Here is an 18,800-nt window from a genome sequence, read left to right as displayed (position 1 = left end):
TATCTACCCAAAGTGTGGATAAAGTCCTAATTTTGTAAAAAAATAAGCAATGCAGATCGACAAAGCCACCCTCCATAAGATTGCAAACCTGGCGCGTTTGGAAATCGCACCCGAAGAAGAAGCACCATTGCTTCAAAGCTTGGAAAATGTTCTTTCTTGGATGGAACAACTCAACGAACTTGATACCGACAACGTAGCACCGTTGACGCACATTTCTTCCGAAATTAATGTGATGCGTGAAGATGTGGTCGGAAATCACTTGCCGCGCGAACAGGGATTATACAATGCGCCTTCACAGGATGGCACATATTTCAGAGTGCCTAAGGTGATCGAATAATATAGCTTGGGAAGTTTATAACATTAAAACAGTTTATCATGAAACAAATCACGTTAAGCGTCCCCGACCGAGAATACACCTTTTTTATCAAGGTGATCAAAGCATTTAGTTTTGTGAAAATTGAAAAAACAAAAACCGTAAAAGAATTTGTGCCGACTCCTGAGCAATTGGAATGGGTGGAAGGACTAAAATCTTCATTGGAAGAAGTGGAAGAGCATCAGCAAGGGAAAAAAAAGCTTCAATCTGCCAGAGAATTTTTAAGGGAACTTAAAGAAGAACAGGCATGAATATTATCATCTCTGAAAAATGTAAAAAGGAAATCAGACAACTCTCTAAAAAATACCGGTCTATTATCAATGACTTTGAAACATTGGTAGAATCGCTTGAACAAGACCCATTTCAGGGCTCACCGCTTGGCAAAAACTGTTATAAGGTTCGAATGAGTATTGCTTCCAAAAATCAAGGAAAGTCAGGCGGCGCTCGGGTTATTACCTGTGTTAAAATTGTGAATGATGTATTGTATCTTCTTTCAGTGTATGATAAAAGCGAAAAAGAGACGCTTGATGAAAAAGAGTTAGATGTATTGATCAAAATGGCGGGAATTTGAGTTGTATATCTACAACAACTTAAATTTTCCTCTGCGCCATGCCGGAACTTCCCGAAGTTGAAACCTATCGACGCTACTTTGAGGCTACTTCACTCCATCAACCTATCGAAGCGATTGAAGTGGAAGACCGTAAACTCCTCACCACCGACTACGCTACCTTGACCGAAATACTTATTGGTCAGACATTTGTCAGTACCAAGCGTGTTGGTAAGAACCTATTTATCCACACAAACGGCGGCACAACGGTCCATATGCACTTTGGCATGACGGGCGATTTGGAATATTATCATTCTTCGCTCGACCGCCCTCGCCATGCGCGCATCGTGTTTGTTTTTAGGTCAGGTTTCAATTTAGGCTTTATTTGCCCCCGCAAGTTTGAGCGTATCGGGCTTATTGAAAGCATAGACAGTTATCTCAAAAAGAAAGAAATCGCTCCGGATGCGCTTGATATAAGTTTGGAAGAATTAACGAAGAACATCCGTAAACGCAAAAGTTTTATCAAGCCTGTTTTGTTAGACCAAAGCACTCTGGCCGGAATTGGGAATTGGATTGTGGATGATGTTCTGTTTCAAGCCCAAATTCACCCTGAAAAATTAGGCCACAAACTTACCGATGCAGAAATAGAGCGTATTTTTAACGCAACGCGTTATGTATTGGGAACCGCCATTGAGCATGAAGCTAACTACGGCCGTTTTCCCACTCATTTTCTGATTCACGCCCGAGAATGGGACATTTCTCCCTATGAAGAACCCACCGGACACAAACATTGCCCGCGCTGTGGAACCGAAATCGCTCAAATGGAGGTAGGCGGTAGAACCACCTATTACTGTCCTGTGTGTCAGATTTTGGATTAAAGTGGCTAAAATGAAGGCTTTGGGTGGATATTTTTTTTAAATAGCTTGGTAATTTTTTTCAAAACCGCTATTTTTGCACTCCATTTTTGGAAAAAACTGTTTTAATCGAAATAATCATGTACGCAATCGTAGAAATCGCGGGACAGCAATTTAAAGTTGAAGAGGGCCAACAAATCTTTACCAATCGTTTGGAAGGTGATGTGGACGCTGCGCTCGTATTTGAAAAAGTATTGTTGGTGGACAACGAAGGAACCATCAGCATTGGCGCACCGACGGTAACCGGTGCCACCGTAAAAGCCACTATCGTTGAACACCTTAAAGGTGAGAAAGTGATCGTTTTCAAGAAAAAACGTCGCAAAGGCTACGTGAAGAAAAACGGACACCGTCAATCATTGACAAAAGTTAAAATTGACGCAATCGTCGGCTAATTTCCTAACAAATCGCATTTTAAAATCTTTAAATACCCAAAGAAATGGCACACAAGAAAGGTGTAGGTAGTTCTAAAAACGGCCGTGAATCGGAAAGTAAGCGCCTTGGCGTTAAAATCTACGGCGGCCAGCCTGCTACAGCCGGTAACATTATCGTGCGTCAGCGTGGCACTAAATACCATCCGGGCCGTAACGTAGGTGTTGGCCGTGACTATACGTTGTTTGCATTGGCAAATGGTACAGTGAAATTCTCTCGTGGACGTGACAACAAGTCATTCGTTCATATTGAATTGCCTGAAGTAGCCGAAGCATAAGCATTTTTACAGAAGAAACTTGGCATAAACCCGTCTGAACAATTTCAGGCGGGTTTTTTGCTACCAAAACATAAACTTCTCAAAAGTGACTTTCTAAGAGAAGCTTAAATCAATGCAACTTCGCGTCGCTCCTGAAAATCCGTTGGAATGGTTAGCACTGAAAACCAATCAGGTGCCCATTCCGCTGTTGCACGTGCAGATGTATTTCATCATGGCTAAGGCAGTAATGGAAGCTGCTGACGCAGGAGTATTTGATGCAATCCATCAGGGAAAAAATACAGCTGAAACCATTGCAGAAGCGTGTAGTTTACATCTAAGACCTACGGCGCAATTATTAACGCTGTTGGTATCAATGGAGTATTTGGTCTTTGAAGATGCTCAATTTCGACTGACAGCAATGGCTCAGAAATGGATCGTGTCGGAAAGTCCGCACTCAGTACATGCGATTGCCGTTTATAATAATCGGGTTGCGTGGGACTGGGTGAGTAACTTAGGGCAATACCTCCGAAGCGGAAAAGGAATGGAGTCGCATGAGGTGTTTGATGAAAAGCAATGGCAACTGTATCAGGACGCCATGCAATCGGTAGCTAAGTCGGAAGTAAGAGAATTTGAAAAAAGAGTACCTATCTCTAAAAAAGCAACTCGTTTGTTGGACATTGGTGGTGCCAACGGACAATATGCGGCGGCGCTTTGTCGGAAACTCCCCAACCTTAAAGCAACTATTCTGGATCTGCCCGAAGCCATTGGAAAGTCGTCATTACCTTCTGATGTTCTTAGCCAAATAAGCTATCAGGCAGGGAATGCATTAACAGATGATTTAGGTGAGAATCAATACGATGCTGTACTTTTATCCAACGTAGCGCATCATTTTACGGAGTCACAAAATCAGGAATTAACGGTAAGGATAGCCCGAAGCTTGCGAAAAGACGGAGTTTTTATCGTCAATGAATTTATTCGGCCTGCGTTAAATAATAAACCCGAATTGGTGGGTAGCTCAAGCAGCTTGTTTTTTGGATTGACCAGCACATCAGGAAATTGGACTGTGCAGGAGATTCAGGCGTGGCAACGGGCCGCAGGGTTAAAAATATACAAAACGATCCGGTATTTTACCATTCCCGGAATGGCGATGGTCATTGCAAAAAAATAGAATAACATGGCATTTGAAAGAAGCGAATATCCTAAAAAACGGACAATTCATACTACTAAGCCCGTTGATAAAACGCGGGAAAAAGAACTGGCTTTCGGGACTCAACCCGTCATAGAAGCACTGAAAGCAGGACAGGAAATTGACAAAATAATTGTTTTTCGGGAGCAAAGTTTTGCGGAAATTCTGCAAATGGCCATCGAACGTGATATTCCCGTTCAGCGCGTTCCGATGGAAAAACTGAACCAGATTACCCGTAAAAACCATCAGGGAGTTATTGCCTTTATGTCGGCGATTCGTTACGTGTCGTTGCATAATGTGCTGGCGGGAATTTTCGAAAAAGGCGAAGTGCCACTGTTACTGATGCTTGATCGGATTACGGATGTACGCAATTTTGGAGCCATTGCCCGGTCGGCAGAGTGTATGGGCGTACACGCCATTGTTGTACCCATGCGCGGGGCGGCTCAAATCAACAGCGATGCGCTCAAAACTTCTTCGGGAGCGTTGAGTCATATACCTGTTTGCCGGGAAAATAACTTAGTAGATACAGTGCAGTATTTACAGGACAGTGGCGTGCAGGTAATTGTTTGTACCGAAAAAGCGGCTCAAATTTTGACCAATGTTGATTTTACAACACCTACGGCTATTATCATGGGGTCGGAAGAAGATGGAGTAGCGCCTGAACTCATTCGTCGTGCCAATATGGCTATCAAAATTCCGATGAAAGGCAAAGTAGCTTCGCTGAATGTATCGGTAGCAGCCGGGATGGTCATCTATGAAGCGGCGCGGCAGAGAGGGTAAATAAAATCCCCTTTGTCAATAATCTAACATTTATTGACAAAGGGGAAGAAAATGTCTATTCGTAATAATTCAGCGGACGGTGCCCTTCACGCTCCAAAATTTGGTCGCGTTTGAATATATCCAAGTCTGATTCGATCATTTCTTTTACCAGCGCAGGCAAATCATATTTAGGGATCCAACCTAATTTGGTATTGGCCTTGGTAGGGTCGCCGATCAGCAATTCCACTTCGGTAGGGCGGAAATAACGTGGATCAATGCCAACGACTTCTTTGCCGATCGGCAGTTGATAATCATCGTTATTGCATTTTGAAACAATTGCTTTTTCTTCAACGCCTTCTCCTGTAAATTCGAGTTCGATACCTACTTCTTCAAAGGCCATGCGTACAAAATCGCGAATGCGCGTTGTAACGCCCGTAGCGATAACAAAGTCTTCAGGGGTATCCTGTTGCAGCATAAGCCACATGGCTTCTATGTAGTCTTTGGCATGGCCCCAATCGCGTTGCGCGTCCAAATTGCCCAAAAAGACCTTTTCCTGTAAGCCTAATGCAATCCGGGCAACGGCTCGGGTAATTTTGCGGGTAACAAATGTTTCACCGCGCAGAGGCGATTCATGATTGAACAATATACCGTTAACGGCGTACATATTATACGCTTCGCGGTAATTGACCGTAATCCAATAGCCGTATAATTTAGCAACCGCGTACGGAGAACGGGGGTAAAAAGGAGTAGTTTCAGATTGTGGAACCGCTTGTACCAAACCGTATAATTCGGAAGTAGATGCCTGATAAATCCGTGTTTTTTGCGTCATTCCCAGCAAACGAACGGCTTCCAGGATACGCATTGTGCCCAGTCCATCTACTTGAGCAGTGTATTCCGGTTCTTCAAAGCTGACCCGTACGTGCGATTGAGCGCCGAGGTTATAAATTTCGCCGGGTTGAATTTCCTGGATCAAACGAATAATGTTGGTAGAATCGGAAAGGTCACCATAGTGAAGAAAAAGACGGACGTCAGTTTCGTGAGGATCAGAATACAGGTGATCGATCCGCTGGGTATTGAATAAAGAACTGCGGCGCTTGATGCCGTGCACTTCATATCCTTTTTTTAATAAAAATTCGGCCAGATAAGCACCATCTTGGCCCGTAATCCCTGTAATCAGTGCGCGTTTTCTCATATATAACTGTTAAACTACTAAAAACTAACGAGGCTATTTTACCAATAGGCTCTTCTTTAAATCGATTTTTTCGGGCAAAATGACCGCACTTTCGTATCGACTGCGTACTTGTTGAAGATAGCGTTCGGCTTCCAGACGAGTCATAAAATCACCGATCCTGACGCGGTAGGTGGGTTGATTATATACCAAATAGGGATTCAACTCCGGAAAGGTTTGATACGAAAACAAACGGGCATCGTCAGCGTCTTTTCTAATGTTGCCGACATAGATTTGAATGCGGTACCCCGACGCAAAACGAATAGCGCGATTTTTGGAAGCGATGGTATCTACCGCGGCATCCAATCTTCTATTTACGTGCAATGGTTGATCAGACAATACCCGTTTTACTTCAGGCTTTTTGGCGGCTTCAGCGGGCGTTAACTCCTTGTACTTGGGTCGTACTGCTGACAGATCTTCGTCATAATTGCTGTAAGCATCTGTAGTAGTGGGACGTACGGGCTTGGAAGAAGCGCAGCCAACAAATACAGAAGCTGAAATAAGCAAAAAAACGAAAGATTTCAAATTCATTTTAAGTTGGGTAGAAGTGAACAATGTTTAGGCCCAAAAATCACACACAATGCTGTACGTCAATTTGAAAACAAAGTTATAGATTCCTGACGATTCTTTTAGCTTTTCTCTAACAACAGTGTCACTTTGTTGAAGTCTGCTGCGGCATTAATGATCTTTTGGAAAGAATCGTAGGTATTGATGGGTTGCAAAACCTGTTTATAATACTCATCAATTGTAACGGTCAATAAGCTTCCTTCCAATTTATAATCCGAGACGAAGCCTAAAATAGAATCTGTTTTTCCATCTGTGATACTGCGTTTCAGACTCTCCAGTCCACTCACTTTATAACCTACAGGAATATGAATTTTAATGACACGCTTATAAGAGTGAGCATTGCCCATATCAATCCCGAACTGACGGGCTCCTTCATTGTACATTTCAACCTGTGGCCCGATCAACTCTCCAACTTTAAACAGGTACTTTTTACCCGCACGCTCCACGACGCTTTTCAACACAATATCGGCAGTTAAAATGAACGGCTTAAATACGTCGTCGCTGTTGAGATTGGTGTTTTTGACCAGAACGTTCGTGTACGTTACATCTGGCTTAAGCGTCGACTTAATGACTTCGTTGGTAAGCCCTTTGCGTTCCTCTTCTGCTTTAACGAAATGATAATAAGGGCGTAACTGCGCAGCCTGATGCCCCGTCATTTGACGTGTGACCTTACCTTGTATTTGATCCATAGCCGGAGAAAAAGAGACTTCCATGGCCAAGTCATCGTGATTGTCGGCAATGGTTGAGAAAGGAATAAGCCGAATCTCACCTTCCGGAATGGTTTCTGTACCTGCTTTCTTCTTCTTAACGAAAAGAGCATAATTCCCTTCCATAAATTGGTCGATCATGCCATAGCGAAGAATAGGACTGGCAGGATCAAGAAATTTCTTGGTTGTTGGGAAGTAAAGTAAATATTCGTCCAGAAAGCTCCATGAATCAAATTCTTTGTCAAAAACCGCACTGGAACGGCTGGTTCCAACGACAATTTCGTACGGAATATTGAGCGACTCCAATGCCGTAATGTACAGGCGCATCATGCCGGCTTTGGAGGCATATTGCTTTTTCAGGATTTCCGAAGCGGTTTCGGCGTCTTCCTCTTCTTTGACCGCAATGTTTGTTTTGGCGTAATTCTCAAATTTTTTAATGGCCAATTCAGGCAAAAGTCCTTTGATCTTTTCTTTGACCAATAAAGCATTTACGTCTTTTTTAGATTCTTCCAGACCGGTTCTTAAATAATCGTAAAAGGTTTCGGCGGCACTTTGCCAAGTGTACAATCGGTCTTCGCCACGGCTGAGGTTGTACGATAATTTATAATCAGCCCGTACCAGATTCGCTTTTATATTGGCATATTTCTCTTCATGGATCGGCTTCAAATCTTTAGTCAAAACCGTTATGGTTCGTTTCTCATTTAGTGTGTCTATCTGAATAGAAGCAGGAGCGTTATAAACTTTAGCTTCGAATTGGAGGTAAGCCGGAGTGATTATTTTCAGTTCAGAATTACGAACAGGAATATCGCTTTGCAGGATTTCGGAGCCAAAAAGCGTGCTGTTGCGTCTGAACAAACTGATATATTCCAATTCTCCTCCCGTTTCAAGGCCTTCAACTGCCAAAATTTTATACACTCTACCCTGTTCTTCCAATTCCTTAACAGCTTCCAAACCTACTTCTTTTATCGTACCGTTTTTGCTGATACTTCGGGCTTTTAAGTATAGAAGATCGTTTGTGTTGGGGACGGGAAGCACAATTTTATTGTACATTTCAATGGCTTTGGAATCATTGATCCGAATTCGCTTATAAATTCCCTGAATACAGGCAAATTGACCCAGCGAATCAAAGGTATATTCAATAAAAAGTTGGTTCTTAAGCAACACTCCGGACTCATTTTGTTCGGCATCCGTTAAGGTAGCAAGTGTAGGATCAACTTTTTGATTTTCAATGATCTTTTTGAAAGCAACGTCTTGGGCGTATGATGTGGCGGAGATAAGGATAATGGCTATCCAAAGAAAATGTTTCATAAATGAGGTTGAACGGTACTTTTGTTCTATTTTTTTACCAATCTTACTATCTTTCTTGCAACTATCCAACCCAAACGAATGATTTGCTGACTTATTGTTTTTGTTAAAAACGCGATTTTAGCTAAAGTAAAGACTTGTTTAGCCGTTACTGTGGGCAATAAGCGAGGGGTAGAGGTTTATATAGTGTTGTTTAAATATACCCGAAATGTCATTAAAAAATGGCGTTTCGTCAGCAGGAAAGCAGTGATAAGAGTGGTGCCTTAAGCCTTAATTATCGCGTTTTTATACTAATTCTCCTTTAAAGGGAAATGGCTGTATTTACCCCATAAAATCAGTTTTTGCAGAAATTTCTCGTAATAATTCCTATTTTTACCCACATTAATAGTAAGCTAAACCCTAAACAACACTTCCAATGAACAACTCCCTTTTTCGAAAAAAATCATTAGAGCAAATTCTGAAAAATGCCGAAGCCGAAAGCCACGCCAACGGGGGAATGGCAAAAATTCTTGGAGTTCGCGATTTGGTATCAATGGGAATTGCGGCGGTGATTGGAGCAGGGATTTTTTCTACGATAGGTGCCGCCGCGTATGATGGTGGTCCGGGCGTTATTTTTCTATTTATCATTACAGCAATTACGTGCGGATTTACCGCCCTCTGCTATGCTGAGTTCGCTTCCCGTGTGCCCGTATCCGGAAGTGCGTATACCTATTCGTATGTTACGTTTGGAGAAGTGGTAGCATGGATTATCGGTTGGGCGCTGATTTTGGAATATGCCATTGGCAACATCGTGGTAGCAATTTCCTGGAGCAGTTATTTCGATAATATCTTACAGGGTGTAGGAATCATTTTGCCGCGCTGGATGGTCACCGATACAACCACGGCCTTTAAGTTGTATGAAGCTGCTCAGGCCGCCGGCAAACCGCTCGAAAGCCTTGCCTGGACTGCAGCGCCTATGTTGGGAGATACAAGGCTGATTTTCAATCTGCCCGCTTTTATTATTGTGATTTTGGTAACGATTCTGGCTTATATTGGCATTCAGGAAAGTAAGAAAAGCGCCAATGCAATGGTTGGATTGAAACTGATCGTATTGCTTGTGGTAGTGGTAGTTGGCGTATTTTTTATCAATACCGACAATTGGACGCCATTCTTTCCGAATGAGTTCAGTGGTGTATTAAAAGGGGTATCAGCGGTATTTTTTGCTTATATCGGTTTTGATGCTATCTCAACGACGGCCGAAGAGTGCGCCAATCCACAGCGTGATCTGCCCAAAGGAATGATCTATTCTTTGATTATTTGTACCATAATTTATATAGTAATTGCCTTGGTTATCACAGGCATGGTCAATTATTCCGAATTTCAGGGAGTGGCCGATCCGTTAGCGTATGTGTTTGACAAAATCGGGCAGCCCAAGGTTGGCTACTTTATTTCGATCAGTGCAGTGGTGGCAGCTACGAGTGTATTGTTGGTCTTTCAGATTGGCCAACCTCGTATTTGGATGAGCATGAGCCGCGATGGATTATTGCCAAAAGCGTTCAGTAAAATTCACCCCAAATACAGCACTCCTTCCTTTGCGACTATTATGACGGGCGTTTTGGTGGCGATTCCCGCGCTGTTCATGGATGCTTCTTTGGTTACGGACCTGACAAGTATCGGTACGCTGTTTGCGTTTGTGTTGGTGTGCGGCGGAGTATTGGTGTTACCGCGGGAAAATAATACTGTTAAAAAGTCATTTAGCTTGCCCTATATCAACGGTCAATTCATTGTTCCTGTTTTATGGATTGTTTTTGCCTTTTTCTCGCGCGAAAGAATCAGTGGCGCTTTCTCGCATTTTGGCAATGAACAACATCAGGAATACCTGTTTTTGATCTTTGTATTCCTTTCGTTTGGATTTTCAGTATTCAGCTTTCTGAGAAAATGGTCTTTGATTCCCGTCTTGGGAGTGCTTTGTTGCAGTTACTTAATGATTGAAATTCCCATTAATTCCTGGTTTGTCTTTTTTGCCTGGATGGCCGCCGGACTACTGATTTATTTCGGCTACGGGTACCGCAGAAGCAAAATAGCATAGCAATTGGCATGAACTGTAAGATTTATTCTAAAGCCTGTCGGAGAATATTTTTAAGGTAAAAGCAGGCGTTTTTTGCGATTACGGAACAAATTTGGGATTACCTAAGTTATTAGAAGTATGACCAGGTATTTTGATTCTGGAATATTTCAGAGAAAAATATAATGGTAGAGGTTTAGGTAGTATATGATCCATCATCCTTGCTGAGGATGATGGATTTTAGTTTATCAGAAGTTGGCAATCGTAAAATGGTCAACCATTTCGTCCGGATGTACTTCGAGCACATTGGCCAGTACCAACAGAACGAGGGTTTTAGAGGCCATGTTACGGGGAATATCAGCAATAGAAGCAAAGGTATCGACCGTTACGCTTTGGTGCTGATCTAAATGCTGCATGAGTTTGCGCTCTTTTTCTCCGTACCTGAATTGAACATTCCGGTCGTCGCTTTTCCTGCGTAAGATTTCCCTCATTTCCCAACTTGCCTGAATGGATTTATCAGCAACGCGCACGTACGTCTTGCGTACAATGGTACTGTTTTTCTGAGGAACGTATTTTTTTCGAACAAACGTAGTGTTCACGCGTTGATTATCAGCTTCCTGCAATACATAATGCGGGCGGCCTTTGCTGGGGTAAATCGTAAACACAAGCACATCGCGCTCGTCGCTGATCGGAATGCGGTCAATGGAATATTCGATACCGGGAGAGCAGTATTTTTCGATGGCGCGCGTCAGCAGGTATTCGTCCTCGTCTACGTATTTGAGGCCCTTGATGCTGCGGTCATCGCCGATACCGATGAGGAGACGTCCGCCGTCAGTGTTGGCAAAAGCCACTACTTCTCGGACGATTTTTTCGGGGTGGTTGGTCTTGAGTTTGAACTCTAAATACTTACCTTCACCCTGTCTGACCAATTCTCTTAGTGCCTTGTAGTCCATTGGACCGGTCGTGAAATTGGAGGGACGCTTTAGACTGCCTGAGCAGTTGATAAAGCTACTATTTTCCTTTGAAACGCCAAAGAATCCAAGATTATTTTTTTGTTGTGACGGAAAATCGGCCATTTTTTTAAATATTGCGCTAATTGGAAAACAAAAAAGAGACGAATATGATTCTGCACAGCGTTACGGTAAACATAGATAAGACCATAGAATTGGAATGGCTGCAATGGATGAAAAATGTGCATATTCCTGAGATCATGGCGACGGGTTTGCTAATGGGAAATAAGGTATTAAGGCTGTTGACCGAAATAGACAACGAAGGCACAACCTTCTCCTGTCAATATTATTTCCGGACCATGGAGGATTATTTTACGTACGACCAACTGCACGCTAAAGTATTTCAGGATAAACATCATGTGCGTTTTCTAAACAGATACGTATCCTTCCGAACGTTGTTGGAAGAGGTGTGATCTTATTGTTGATATAACCCTGCTGAAAAAAGTACGTTTATGGAAGAATGGAGCCGAAAATCATTGATCATCTTAAAAAAATGGCTTCATTCTGCGCGCTTTTGGCTTTTGATAAGTCCTTTTCTTGTTTTCATAACCTTGGATCTGGCACTTCCTTTTAAGGTTAACCCACGTTATTCAACCCTTATTACAGCGTCAGACGGTACGATTCTTCATGCTTTTCTGAATGATGATGACAAATGGCGGCTTTATACGGAACCGGATGAAATTACGCCGTTACTTCGGCAAACCATTCTTCAAAAAGAAGATCGTTATTTTTATTATCACCCGGGTTTTAATCCGTTTGCTTTAGGCAGAGCTTTTGTGAAAAATATACTAACCGGGCGGCGGAGTTCGGGGGCTTCTACCATTACGATGCAGGTGGTGCGTTTATTGGAGCCTCGCAAACGTACCTACTTGAGCAAAGGCATCGAATTGTTCAGGGCAATGCAATTGGAGTTGCATTATTCTAAAGACGAGATACTGCAACTGTATCTTAACCTGATTCCTTACGGCAGCAATATTGAAGGGATGAAATCGGCGTCGTTGCTGTATTTTGGGAAACTGCCGCAGTTGCTGAGTTTGGCCGAAATCACTACGTTGACCATTATTCCCAACCGTCCTTCGAGTTTGCGTTTGGGTCGGAAAAATGCGTATATCGTTCAGGAACGTAACAAATGGCTCAAACGATTTGAACAGGCAGCATTGTTTGATAAACAAGTCATTGAAGACGCCATTGATGAACCGTTGAATGCCTATCGCCGCGAAGCGCCAAAGTTGGCCCCTCATTTATCGTTTCGTCTGAAAAAAGAGTATAAGAATGCGCCGATCATACGAACGGCAATTCTGCCGACCCGACAGGCACAGGTAGAGCAAATGACCCGCAATTATGTCAATCGACTGCAAAGCATGAACATTCACAATGCTGCGGTCATTGTGGTGAACAACGAAACCATGCAGGTAGAAACCTACGTGGGCTCGGCAGATTTTAACAATCCGTATGATGGCGGTCAGGTGGATGGCATTAAAGCAATACGTTCGCCCGGCAGTACCTTAAAGCCGCTGCTTTACGCCATTGCTTTTGATAAAGGACTACTCACGCCAAAATCGGCCATTAATGATGTGCCAACCAATTTCGGTGGATTTGAGCCTGAAAATTTTGATCGTCACTTTAATGGAAAAGTAACCCTTGAATTTGCTTTGGCCAATTCTCTCAATATTCCTGCCGTTAAAGTGTTAAAAGAACTGACCCCAAGCGTTCTGATAAATTACCTGACAAAGGCTGATTTTCAAACGGTTAAAAAGCAATCCAAAGACTTGGGGTTATCTATGATCTTAGGCGGTTGCGGAGTAACGTTGGAAGAACTGACGCGTCTTTTTTCGTCATTTGCCAATGAAGGGCGATGGCAGGGACTGCGTTATACCGCCGATTACAAATCGGCAAATTCTTCGTTCAGGATTACAGATACTGAACAGTTTAAAGCTGAAAAATCAAAAGGAGAATTGCTGATCTCGCCCGAATCAGCGTATATGATCAACAATATCCTAACCCAAATTACACGGCCGGACTTGCCTAATAATTTTGATAATACCTATCATTTGCCCCGTATTGCTTGGAAAACGGGTACTTCTTACGGTAAAAAAGACGCTTGGAGCATCGGCTATAATCGTCGTTATACCGTTGGCGTTTGGGTGGGTAATTTTTCAGGAATGGGGGTACCGGAACTCAATGGAGCTAATATCGCTACGCCATTGTTGTTTGACGTTTTTAATGCCATTGATTATAATTCCCCTACGGGCTGGTTCAAACCGACGGCCGACATTACCCGCCGAAAAGTGTGCGCTGAAAGCGGAGATCTGCCAAGTGATTTTTGTGAGCATCAAGTGTTGGATTATGCCATTATGGGGATATCGCCCACGCGCAGATGTCAACATTTGAAATGGGTATTGACGGATAAAGCCTCCCAAATAACATACTGTACGCAGTGCCTTCCCGACACCGGTTATGTGCGGAAGTTATATCCTAATATGGCCCCTGAACTCATTGCGTACAATGAATCAAATCGTATTCCCTACCAACGCATTCCACCGCATAATCCTGCCTGTACGCGCGTATTTGAAGTAGGAGCGCCCGTGATTACCAGTCCTAATGATGGCAGTGAGTACTTTTTGGAAGGGCAGCAACTGCAATTGGCATGTCAGGCAGGGAATGATGTAAAAGAAGTGTATTGGTATATAAATGACCAATTATTGCAAAAAGCAAACCCACAGACAGCTTTGTTTGTGAAGCTGCCTATGGGTAAGGTAAAAATATCCTGTAGTGACGATAAAGGTCGAAACGTAGATATATTTATAAAAGTGATAAGTCAGTAGCGGTATTACTCTTCTGCGATTTCTGCGCCTTCGATATTATAATTCAATTCGTAAATATTGTCGGCATTGAGTTTCATCATTCCGCGCAATGTATGGCGTTCGTCGGTTTTGAACTTACGCCCGTTTTTCTTGAATTTCAAGCCAACCACAGATTCCGGGCCGGCACCGCCGCAGAAGAAACAGGCGCTGAATGGAAAAGCCGAAAGTGCGTATAAGTTTGATTCCACATCGATCGGTAATATATAGCCCGTTAGCAGGACTTCTTTGCCATTGAGTTTATTTACATTAGGTCCAAACGTAGGGTAAAGCATGTATACTGACTCCTCAGGATACCATTTTTTCTTGAAAGTAACATCGCGTAATGTTTCCCACGAGATCTTTACGGGGTTGTTTCCGGTAAGCGCCCGGTAGCGAAATTTATTCCCCGGTTCGGATGTTTGTTCAGATTTTATGAATCCTGTAAGTACAACAGAAAACAGGACAAGAGCAGCGACTAAACTTTTCATGCGTTTATTGATTGAGTGACAACAAGTTTAATACAATTTTCGGAACAATTATGTTCCCGATTTAGGGATACAAAACACGGTCGATCACGTAAATTACTCCGTTAGTTGCCGTAACATCCGCTTTTGTGACAACCGCCGGGGTGGTGGGAGCGCCTCGACCCGTAATTTTTATTCCTCCGGTAGCCTTATCAATAACCGTTGTATAGGAGGCATCAAGCATATTAAAGTTACCGGAAGGGAGATTGGGTGAAAAAAACCTGCTTATGGCAATATGATAAGATACTAAAGTGGCCAGTGAAGCAGAAGAGACAGTGGAAGAATTGATCTTAGCCAACGTTAGTCCGGCCGCTTCCATGGCTTGGTTTCTTGGTACAAAGATCGTATAAGAAGGATCAAGCGGGCTGGCACCTGTGGAATCAGCAAACACTTTTAGGCGGGTATCGCTCGGAATAGCTTTCAAAAGTGCCGCACGAAACAGACTGAATTCAGCCGTATTTTTAAGGAGCTGCCCCAAACTTTGCTGTGGTATCGGAACCAATCCATTGATAACGTGAATGGTGCCGTTGGTGGCAGTCAGGTCCAATTTGCTGGCCTTGGCCTGATTTAAGTACACCGTGCCATCATTAAGGCTCACATACAATCGGGCCTTTGACATCATGATGACGGGATTCTGGGCGCCGAGTTTCATGCTTGTCGAAGGGTAATTGCTCGTAATGACATGGTTTGTGATCAATGCCCGGACCTGTTCGGCCGGTAAAGCCGTGATGGCTGAAGCATCTGCGTAGCCGGCGGCTTTAAAGCCCTCATCCGTTGGCGCAAATAGCGTTACAGTACTGGTTTTAAAAGCATCCTGCAAACCGGCGTGTGTAATAGCCGCCCGTAGTATACTGAGATTATCTTCTTCCAATAAAAGATCTGAGATGCTTTTAGGCTGTGGCTCATCCTGACGACAACCGGATAAGGCAAAAACGACTATAAAAAAACAACCAATGAATTTTTTCATTACGTAAAAACAATGCTTAGGTGTTATAACAAATAGGCTAAGGTTAAAAAGATAAATGAATGTACCCTTTTAACCTTAACAAATGTCTAAACGCTTAGAAAAGCCGAAAATTGTTGCAGTTTACGCGCGTAACAGCGCAAATTCTTTGGCAAAATACGTAAGAATTATTTTAGCCCCCGCTCTCCGGATGGAAAGCAACGTTTCCAGCATGGCACGGTCACCATCCAACCAACCGTTTTGAGCGGCCGCTTTGATCATTGCGTACTCGCCCGAAACATTATAAGCCGCAATCGGCAGGTCAAAATTTTGATTCAAGGTCTTGATGACATCCAAATAAGCCAGAGCAGGTTTAACCATCAGAAAATCAGCTCCTTCTTCATAGTCCAACGCCGCTTCGATAAGAGCCTCGCGTACATTGGCGGGGTTCATCTGATAGGTTTTTTTGTCGCCAAAACGCGGGGCCGAATCAAGCGCGTCGCGAAAAGGGCCGTAAAAAGCGCTGGCAAATTTGGCCGAGTAAGACATAATGCTGACGTTGGTAAAACCTTCGGCATCCAATGCCTGACGAATATAGCCTACGCGTCCGTCCATCATATCGCTTGGCCCCAGAATATCAGCCCCGGCGCGCGCCTGTGCCACGGCCATTTTCCCAAGAATTTCGAGCGTTTCGTCGTTCAGAATTTTTCCGTTTTCAACCAAACCGTCATGACCGTCGCTGCTGTAAGGATCCATTGCAACGTCAGTCATTAGGGCCAATTCCGGAAATTTATCTTTTACCGCCTTTAGGGCATCCAAATAAAAGGTGCCTTCCCGGTGGCTTTCGGTGGCAAATCTATCTTTTTTGTCTTCTGAATAATTGGGAAACAGATCAATACACTTAATGCCCAGATCCGTTACTTCTTTTAACTCTTCCAACAGCGTATCAATAGAGTAGCGATAAATGCCGGGCATTGATTTTACTTCACTCTTAATGCCTTGCCCATCCATGAGAAACATGGGATAAATAAGGTCATTGACAGATACGGTCGTTTCCTGTACTAAGGCTCGAATGGCCTCCGACTGTCTATTGCGACGCGGACGGCGAATGATGGGATAATTCATAACTTTCGAACGTTTAATGTAAAATTTCACAAGCCTGATTTCAGTTAGGCTTGTGAAAGGGGATGTCTTAAATCTGAAAATGGGCCAATTGCACAAATTCCTGCACACGAGCAGAGATTTCTTCTTGGGTCAGGCCAACGATGCGTTCAGAACCAAATTTTTCTACACAGAAAGAAGCCATTGCAGAACCATACACGATGGCCCGTTTCATGTTGTCAAAGCTAATATCGTCGGTGCTGGCAAGGTAACCGATAAAGCCACCCGCAAAGGTATCGCCGGCACCGGTAGGATCAAACACTTCTTCCAACGGCAGAGCAGGGCAGAAAAATACCTGATCGCCCTGAAATAAAAGCGCGCCGTGTTCACCTTTCTTGATGATCAACGTCTTTGGTCCCATGGCCATGATGGTTTTGGCCGCGCGGCGTAAAGAATAATCGCCCGACAAAATACGTGCTTCTTCGTCGTTGATGGTCAGTACGTCTATCAACTTCAATACCGATTTAAGGTCATCCATGGCAATGTCCATCCAGAAGTTCATGGTATCAAGCATGACCAGTTTTGGGCGCTTGGTGATACGCTCCAGTACCATTTGTTGAATGGCCGGTGCTGTATTTCCCAACATCAGGTATTGACAGTCTTGGTAAGAATCAGGGATAACCGGATCAAATTTCTCCATTACGTTGAGCTGTACTTCAACAGTATCGCGGCTGTTCATATCATTATGGTATTTGCCCGACCAGAAAAAGGTTTTTTCGCCTTCTTTGATCTCTAATCCTTCGGTGTTAACGCCATGCTCTTGGAGCAAACGGATCATTTCTTCAGGAAAATCATCACCAACGACGGCAACCAGGTTGTTATCTGCCGTAAAATAGGAAGCTGAAAGCGTGATATAGGTAGCGGCTCCACCAATAATTTTATCTGTTTTGCCAAAAGGAGTTTCAAGTGCATCAAAAGCAACGGAACCAACCGTAAGTAAACTCATGAGATGTTGGGGTGTTAAATGTGGGACAAAGTGTATTGAAAAAGCAAAAGGGATAAAACTAATGAGTCTTATCCCTTACTATCTTAATCCATAATTAAAATATTATTCGGCAGCACTTTCGAGCAAGCCCTTAAATTTCTTAGCGTTAAGAACTTCCGACGATTGCGGGTATTTTTCGATGAGGGTACTGTATACTTCAATAGCCTCCGTGTTTTTCTTTGCTTTTTCGTACGCAATTCCTAATTTGATCATGTACGAAGGTGTAAAATACGCATTTGGCTTATAATCAACGGCTTTCTGATAGTAGCTGATGGCTTCTTCAGCAACGTTTTTTTCCAGATAAGCATCACCAATGAGCGAATAAGCACGTGCCTGCACAAGCAGATCGGAAGAACTGAACGATTTTAAACGGTCAATGGCTTCGTCAAATTTACCTTGTTTCAAAAGAGCAGTACCTGCATAAAAACTGGCCAAATTTCCGGCTGGAGTAGCGCCATATTCGTCAGCAATTGCGGTTAAACCGGGATTTCCTCCACTGCCTTTAAGTGCTTTATTCAAAGAATCGGCTTCTATGGCAAAAACAGGATTAAACAAAACAGCCTGTGCCTGCTCATCCTGACTGTTTACATACCAGTGATATCCAAACCACCCTGCCAAAGCTACAACTATTACACCACCTGCTATAAAGAAGATATTACGATTTTTTTCGAGGTTCTTCTCGAATTTGGTTAACTCACCCGCTAAGCCCTCAGGGCTCTCCAAGAACTCTAAACCAGGATCTTTGTCTTTGTTGCTCATTACATTGATTTCAAATTGGACTGCAAAATTAGGAAAACTGTTGGAAGTCAAAAAGAACTATTTATTTTTTTCCTAAAATCTATCCATTTATCATTAAAAATTTTAACTCTTTTGTTAACTGCTTATTGCTAAGTAGATAGGCTTGGTTGTTGTCAATTACTCGATATATTGTATTTAATGGGCAAAAATCCCTGAATTATGCCCTTGATTCTTTTATTTTCAGCGCCATTATTGGTATTTCTTCGGGGATGATGGAAACT

At 43.1% G+C, this 18,800-nt stretch carries 20 protein-coding genes; 11 read left to right on the top strand and 9 right to left on the bottom strand.

Going from position 1 to position 18,800, the window contains the following annotated elements; translation table 11 throughout:
* Positions 1 to 49 precede the first annotated feature (49 nt).
* From gatC to rlmB, 8 genes are all read left to right on the top strand, one after another.
* On the top strand, positions 50 to 337 hold the full coding sequence (gene gatC / locus ACQY73_RS18305) for an Asp-tRNA(Asn)/Glu-tRNA(Gln) amidotransferase subunit GatC (protein WP_428653497.1): 288 nt from the start codon (positions 50 to 52) through the stop codon (positions 335 to 337).
* Positions 338 to 375: 38 nt separating this feature from the next.
* Positions 376 to 624: a hypothetical protein gene (locus ACQY73_RS18300; RefSeq protein WP_428653495.1), complete on the top strand. Its 249-nt coding sequence runs from the start codon at positions 376 to 378 to the stop codon at positions 622 to 624.
* Positions 621 to 944: a type II toxin-antitoxin system RelE/ParE family toxin gene (locus ACQY73_RS18295; RefSeq protein ID WP_428653492.1), complete on the top strand. Its 324-nt coding sequence runs from the start codon at positions 621 to 623 to the stop codon at positions 942 to 944. Before ACQY73_RS18300 ends, ACQY73_RS18295 begins: the two co-directional genes overlap by 4 nt.
* Positions 945 to 982: 38 nt before the next feature.
* Positions 983 to 1,798: an Fpg/Nei family DNA glycosylase gene (locus ACQY73_RS18290; RefSeq protein ID WP_428653490.1), complete on the top strand. Its 816-nt coding sequence runs from the start codon at positions 983 to 985 to the stop codon at positions 1,796 to 1,798.
* Positions 1,799 to 1,914: 116 nt separating this feature from the next.
* Positions 1,915 to 2,226 (top strand): 50S ribosomal protein L21, encoded by a 312-nt coding sequence (gene rplU, locus ACQY73_RS18285; RefSeq protein ID WP_428653488.1) that lies wholly within the window; start codon positions 1,915 to 1,917, stop codon positions 2,224 to 2,226.
* Between the two features lie 44 nt (positions 2,227 to 2,270).
* On the top strand, positions 2,271 to 2,540 hold the full coding sequence (gene rpmA, locus ACQY73_RS18280; protein WP_013927256.1) for a 50S ribosomal protein L27: 270 nt from the start codon (positions 2,271 to 2,273) through the stop codon (positions 2,538 to 2,540).
* 112 nt (positions 2,541 to 2,652) lie between these two features.
* Positions 2,653 to 3,687: a methyltransferase gene (locus tag ACQY73_RS18275; RefSeq protein ID WP_428653486.1), complete on the top strand. Its 1,035-nt coding sequence runs from the start codon at positions 2,653 to 2,655 to the stop codon at positions 3,685 to 3,687.
* Positions 3,688 to 3,693: 6 nt separating this feature from the next.
* Positions 3,694 to 4,485 (top strand): 23S rRNA (guanosine(2251)-2'-O)-methyltransferase RlmB, encoded by a 792-nt coding sequence (rlmB, locus tag ACQY73_RS18270; RefSeq protein WP_428653484.1) that lies wholly within the window; start codon positions 3,694 to 3,696, stop codon positions 4,483 to 4,485.
* Positions 4,486 to 4,540: 55 nt separating this feature from the next.
* Here the strand turns inward: rlmB and gmd are convergent, their stop codons facing one another.
* The 3 genes from gmd to ACQY73_RS18255 form a co-directional block, all read right to left on the bottom strand.
* Positions 4,541 to 5,656: a GDP-mannose 4,6-dehydratase gene (gene gmd / locus ACQY73_RS18265; protein ID WP_428653482.1), complete on the bottom strand. Its 1,116-nt coding sequence runs from the start codon at positions 5,654 to 5,656 to the stop codon at positions 4,541 to 4,543.
* Positions 5,657 to 5,689: 33 nt separating this feature from the next.
* Complete coding sequence (locus ACQY73_RS18260; RefSeq protein ID WP_428653479.1) at positions 5,690 to 6,223, bottom strand: SPOR domain-containing protein; 534 nt, start codon at positions 6,221 to 6,223, stop codon at positions 5,690 to 5,692.
* 98 nt (positions 6,224 to 6,321) lie between these two features.
* The gene (locus tag ACQY73_RS18255; protein ID WP_428653477.1) at positions 6,322 to 8,274 is read right to left on the bottom strand and encodes a DUF3857 domain-containing protein; all 1,953 of its coding nucleotides are present in this window, start codon (positions 8,272 to 8,274) and stop codon (positions 6,322 to 6,324) included.
* A gap of 412 nt (positions 8,275 to 8,686) precedes the next feature.
* Between ACQY73_RS18255 and ACQY73_RS18250 the strand changes: the two genes are divergently transcribed.
* A complete protein-coding gene (locus ACQY73_RS18250; protein WP_428653474.1) occupies positions 8,687 to 10,339 on the top strand; it encodes an amino acid permease in 1,653 nt (550 codons plus the stop codon).
* A gap of 224 nt (positions 10,340 to 10,563) precedes the next feature.
* Here the strand turns inward: ACQY73_RS18250 and ACQY73_RS18245 are convergent, their stop codons facing one another.
* On the bottom strand, positions 10,564 to 11,268 hold the full coding sequence (locus ACQY73_RS18245) for an AlbA family DNA-binding domain-containing protein (RefSeq protein ID WP_428668495.1): 705 nt from the start codon (positions 11,266 to 11,268) through the stop codon (positions 10,564 to 10,566).
* A gap of 167 nt (positions 11,269 to 11,435) precedes the next feature.
* Here ACQY73_RS18245 and ACQY73_RS18240 point away from each other — a divergent pair, with 167 nt between their 5' ends.
* Together ACQY73_RS18240 and pbpC are read left to right on the top strand one after the other, a co-directional pair.
* Entirely contained in the window at positions 11,436 to 11,738 is a 303-nt protein-coding gene (locus tag ACQY73_RS18240) for a DUF4286 family protein (RefSeq protein WP_428653472.1), read from the top strand.
* Between the two features lie 39 nt (positions 11,739 to 11,777).
* The gene (pbpC, locus tag ACQY73_RS18235; protein WP_428653470.1) at positions 11,778 to 14,150 is read left to right on the top strand and encodes a penicillin-binding protein 1C; all 2,373 of its coding nucleotides are present in this window, start codon (positions 11,778 to 11,780) and stop codon (positions 14,148 to 14,150) included.
* 5 nt (positions 14,151 to 14,155) lie between these two features.
* On the opposite strand, the gene ACQY73_RS18230 is transcribed toward pbpC, so the two are convergent.
* The 5 genes from ACQY73_RS18230 to ACQY73_RS18210 all read right to left on the bottom strand — a co-directional run bounded on the left by ACQY73_RS18230 (position 14,156) and on the right by ACQY73_RS18210 (position 18,540).
* Entirely contained in the window at positions 14,156 to 14,656 is a 501-nt protein-coding gene (locus ACQY73_RS18230; RefSeq protein ID WP_428653467.1) for a DUF3299 domain-containing protein, read from the bottom strand.
* A 61-nt stretch (positions 14,657 to 14,717) separates the two neighbouring features.
* Positions 14,718 to 15,659 (bottom strand): fasciclin domain-containing protein, encoded by a 942-nt coding sequence (locus tag ACQY73_RS18225; RefSeq protein WP_428653465.1) that lies wholly within the window; start codon positions 15,657 to 15,659, stop codon positions 14,718 to 14,720.
* Between the two features lie 120 nt (positions 15,660 to 15,779).
* Positions 15,780 to 16,760, bottom strand: coding sequence for a porphobilinogen synthase (gene hemB, locus ACQY73_RS18220; protein WP_428653462.1), 981 nt, complete (start codon positions 16,758 to 16,760; stop codon positions 15,780 to 15,782).
* A 67-nt stretch (positions 16,761 to 16,827) separates the two neighbouring features.
* Positions 16,828 to 17,742, bottom strand: a complete 915-nt coding sequence (locus ACQY73_RS18215; RefSeq protein WP_428653460.1) for a PfkB family carbohydrate kinase — start codon at positions 17,740 to 17,742, stop codon at positions 16,828 to 16,830.
* Positions 17,743 to 17,844: 102 nt separating this feature from the next.
* Positions 17,845 to 18,540: a tetratricopeptide repeat protein gene (locus tag ACQY73_RS18210; protein ID WP_428668493.1), complete on the bottom strand. Its 696-nt coding sequence runs from the start codon at positions 18,538 to 18,540 to the stop codon at positions 17,845 to 17,847.
* Positions 18,541 to 18,800: the final 260 nt, after the last annotated feature.

The organism is Runella sp. (assembly GCF_965279615.1).
GTDB lineage: Bacteria > Bacteroidota > Bacteroidia > Cytophagales > Spirosomataceae > Runella.
Note: the sequence above shows the minus strand (reverse complement) of the source record. Positions and strands in the feature narration are given on the sequence as shown.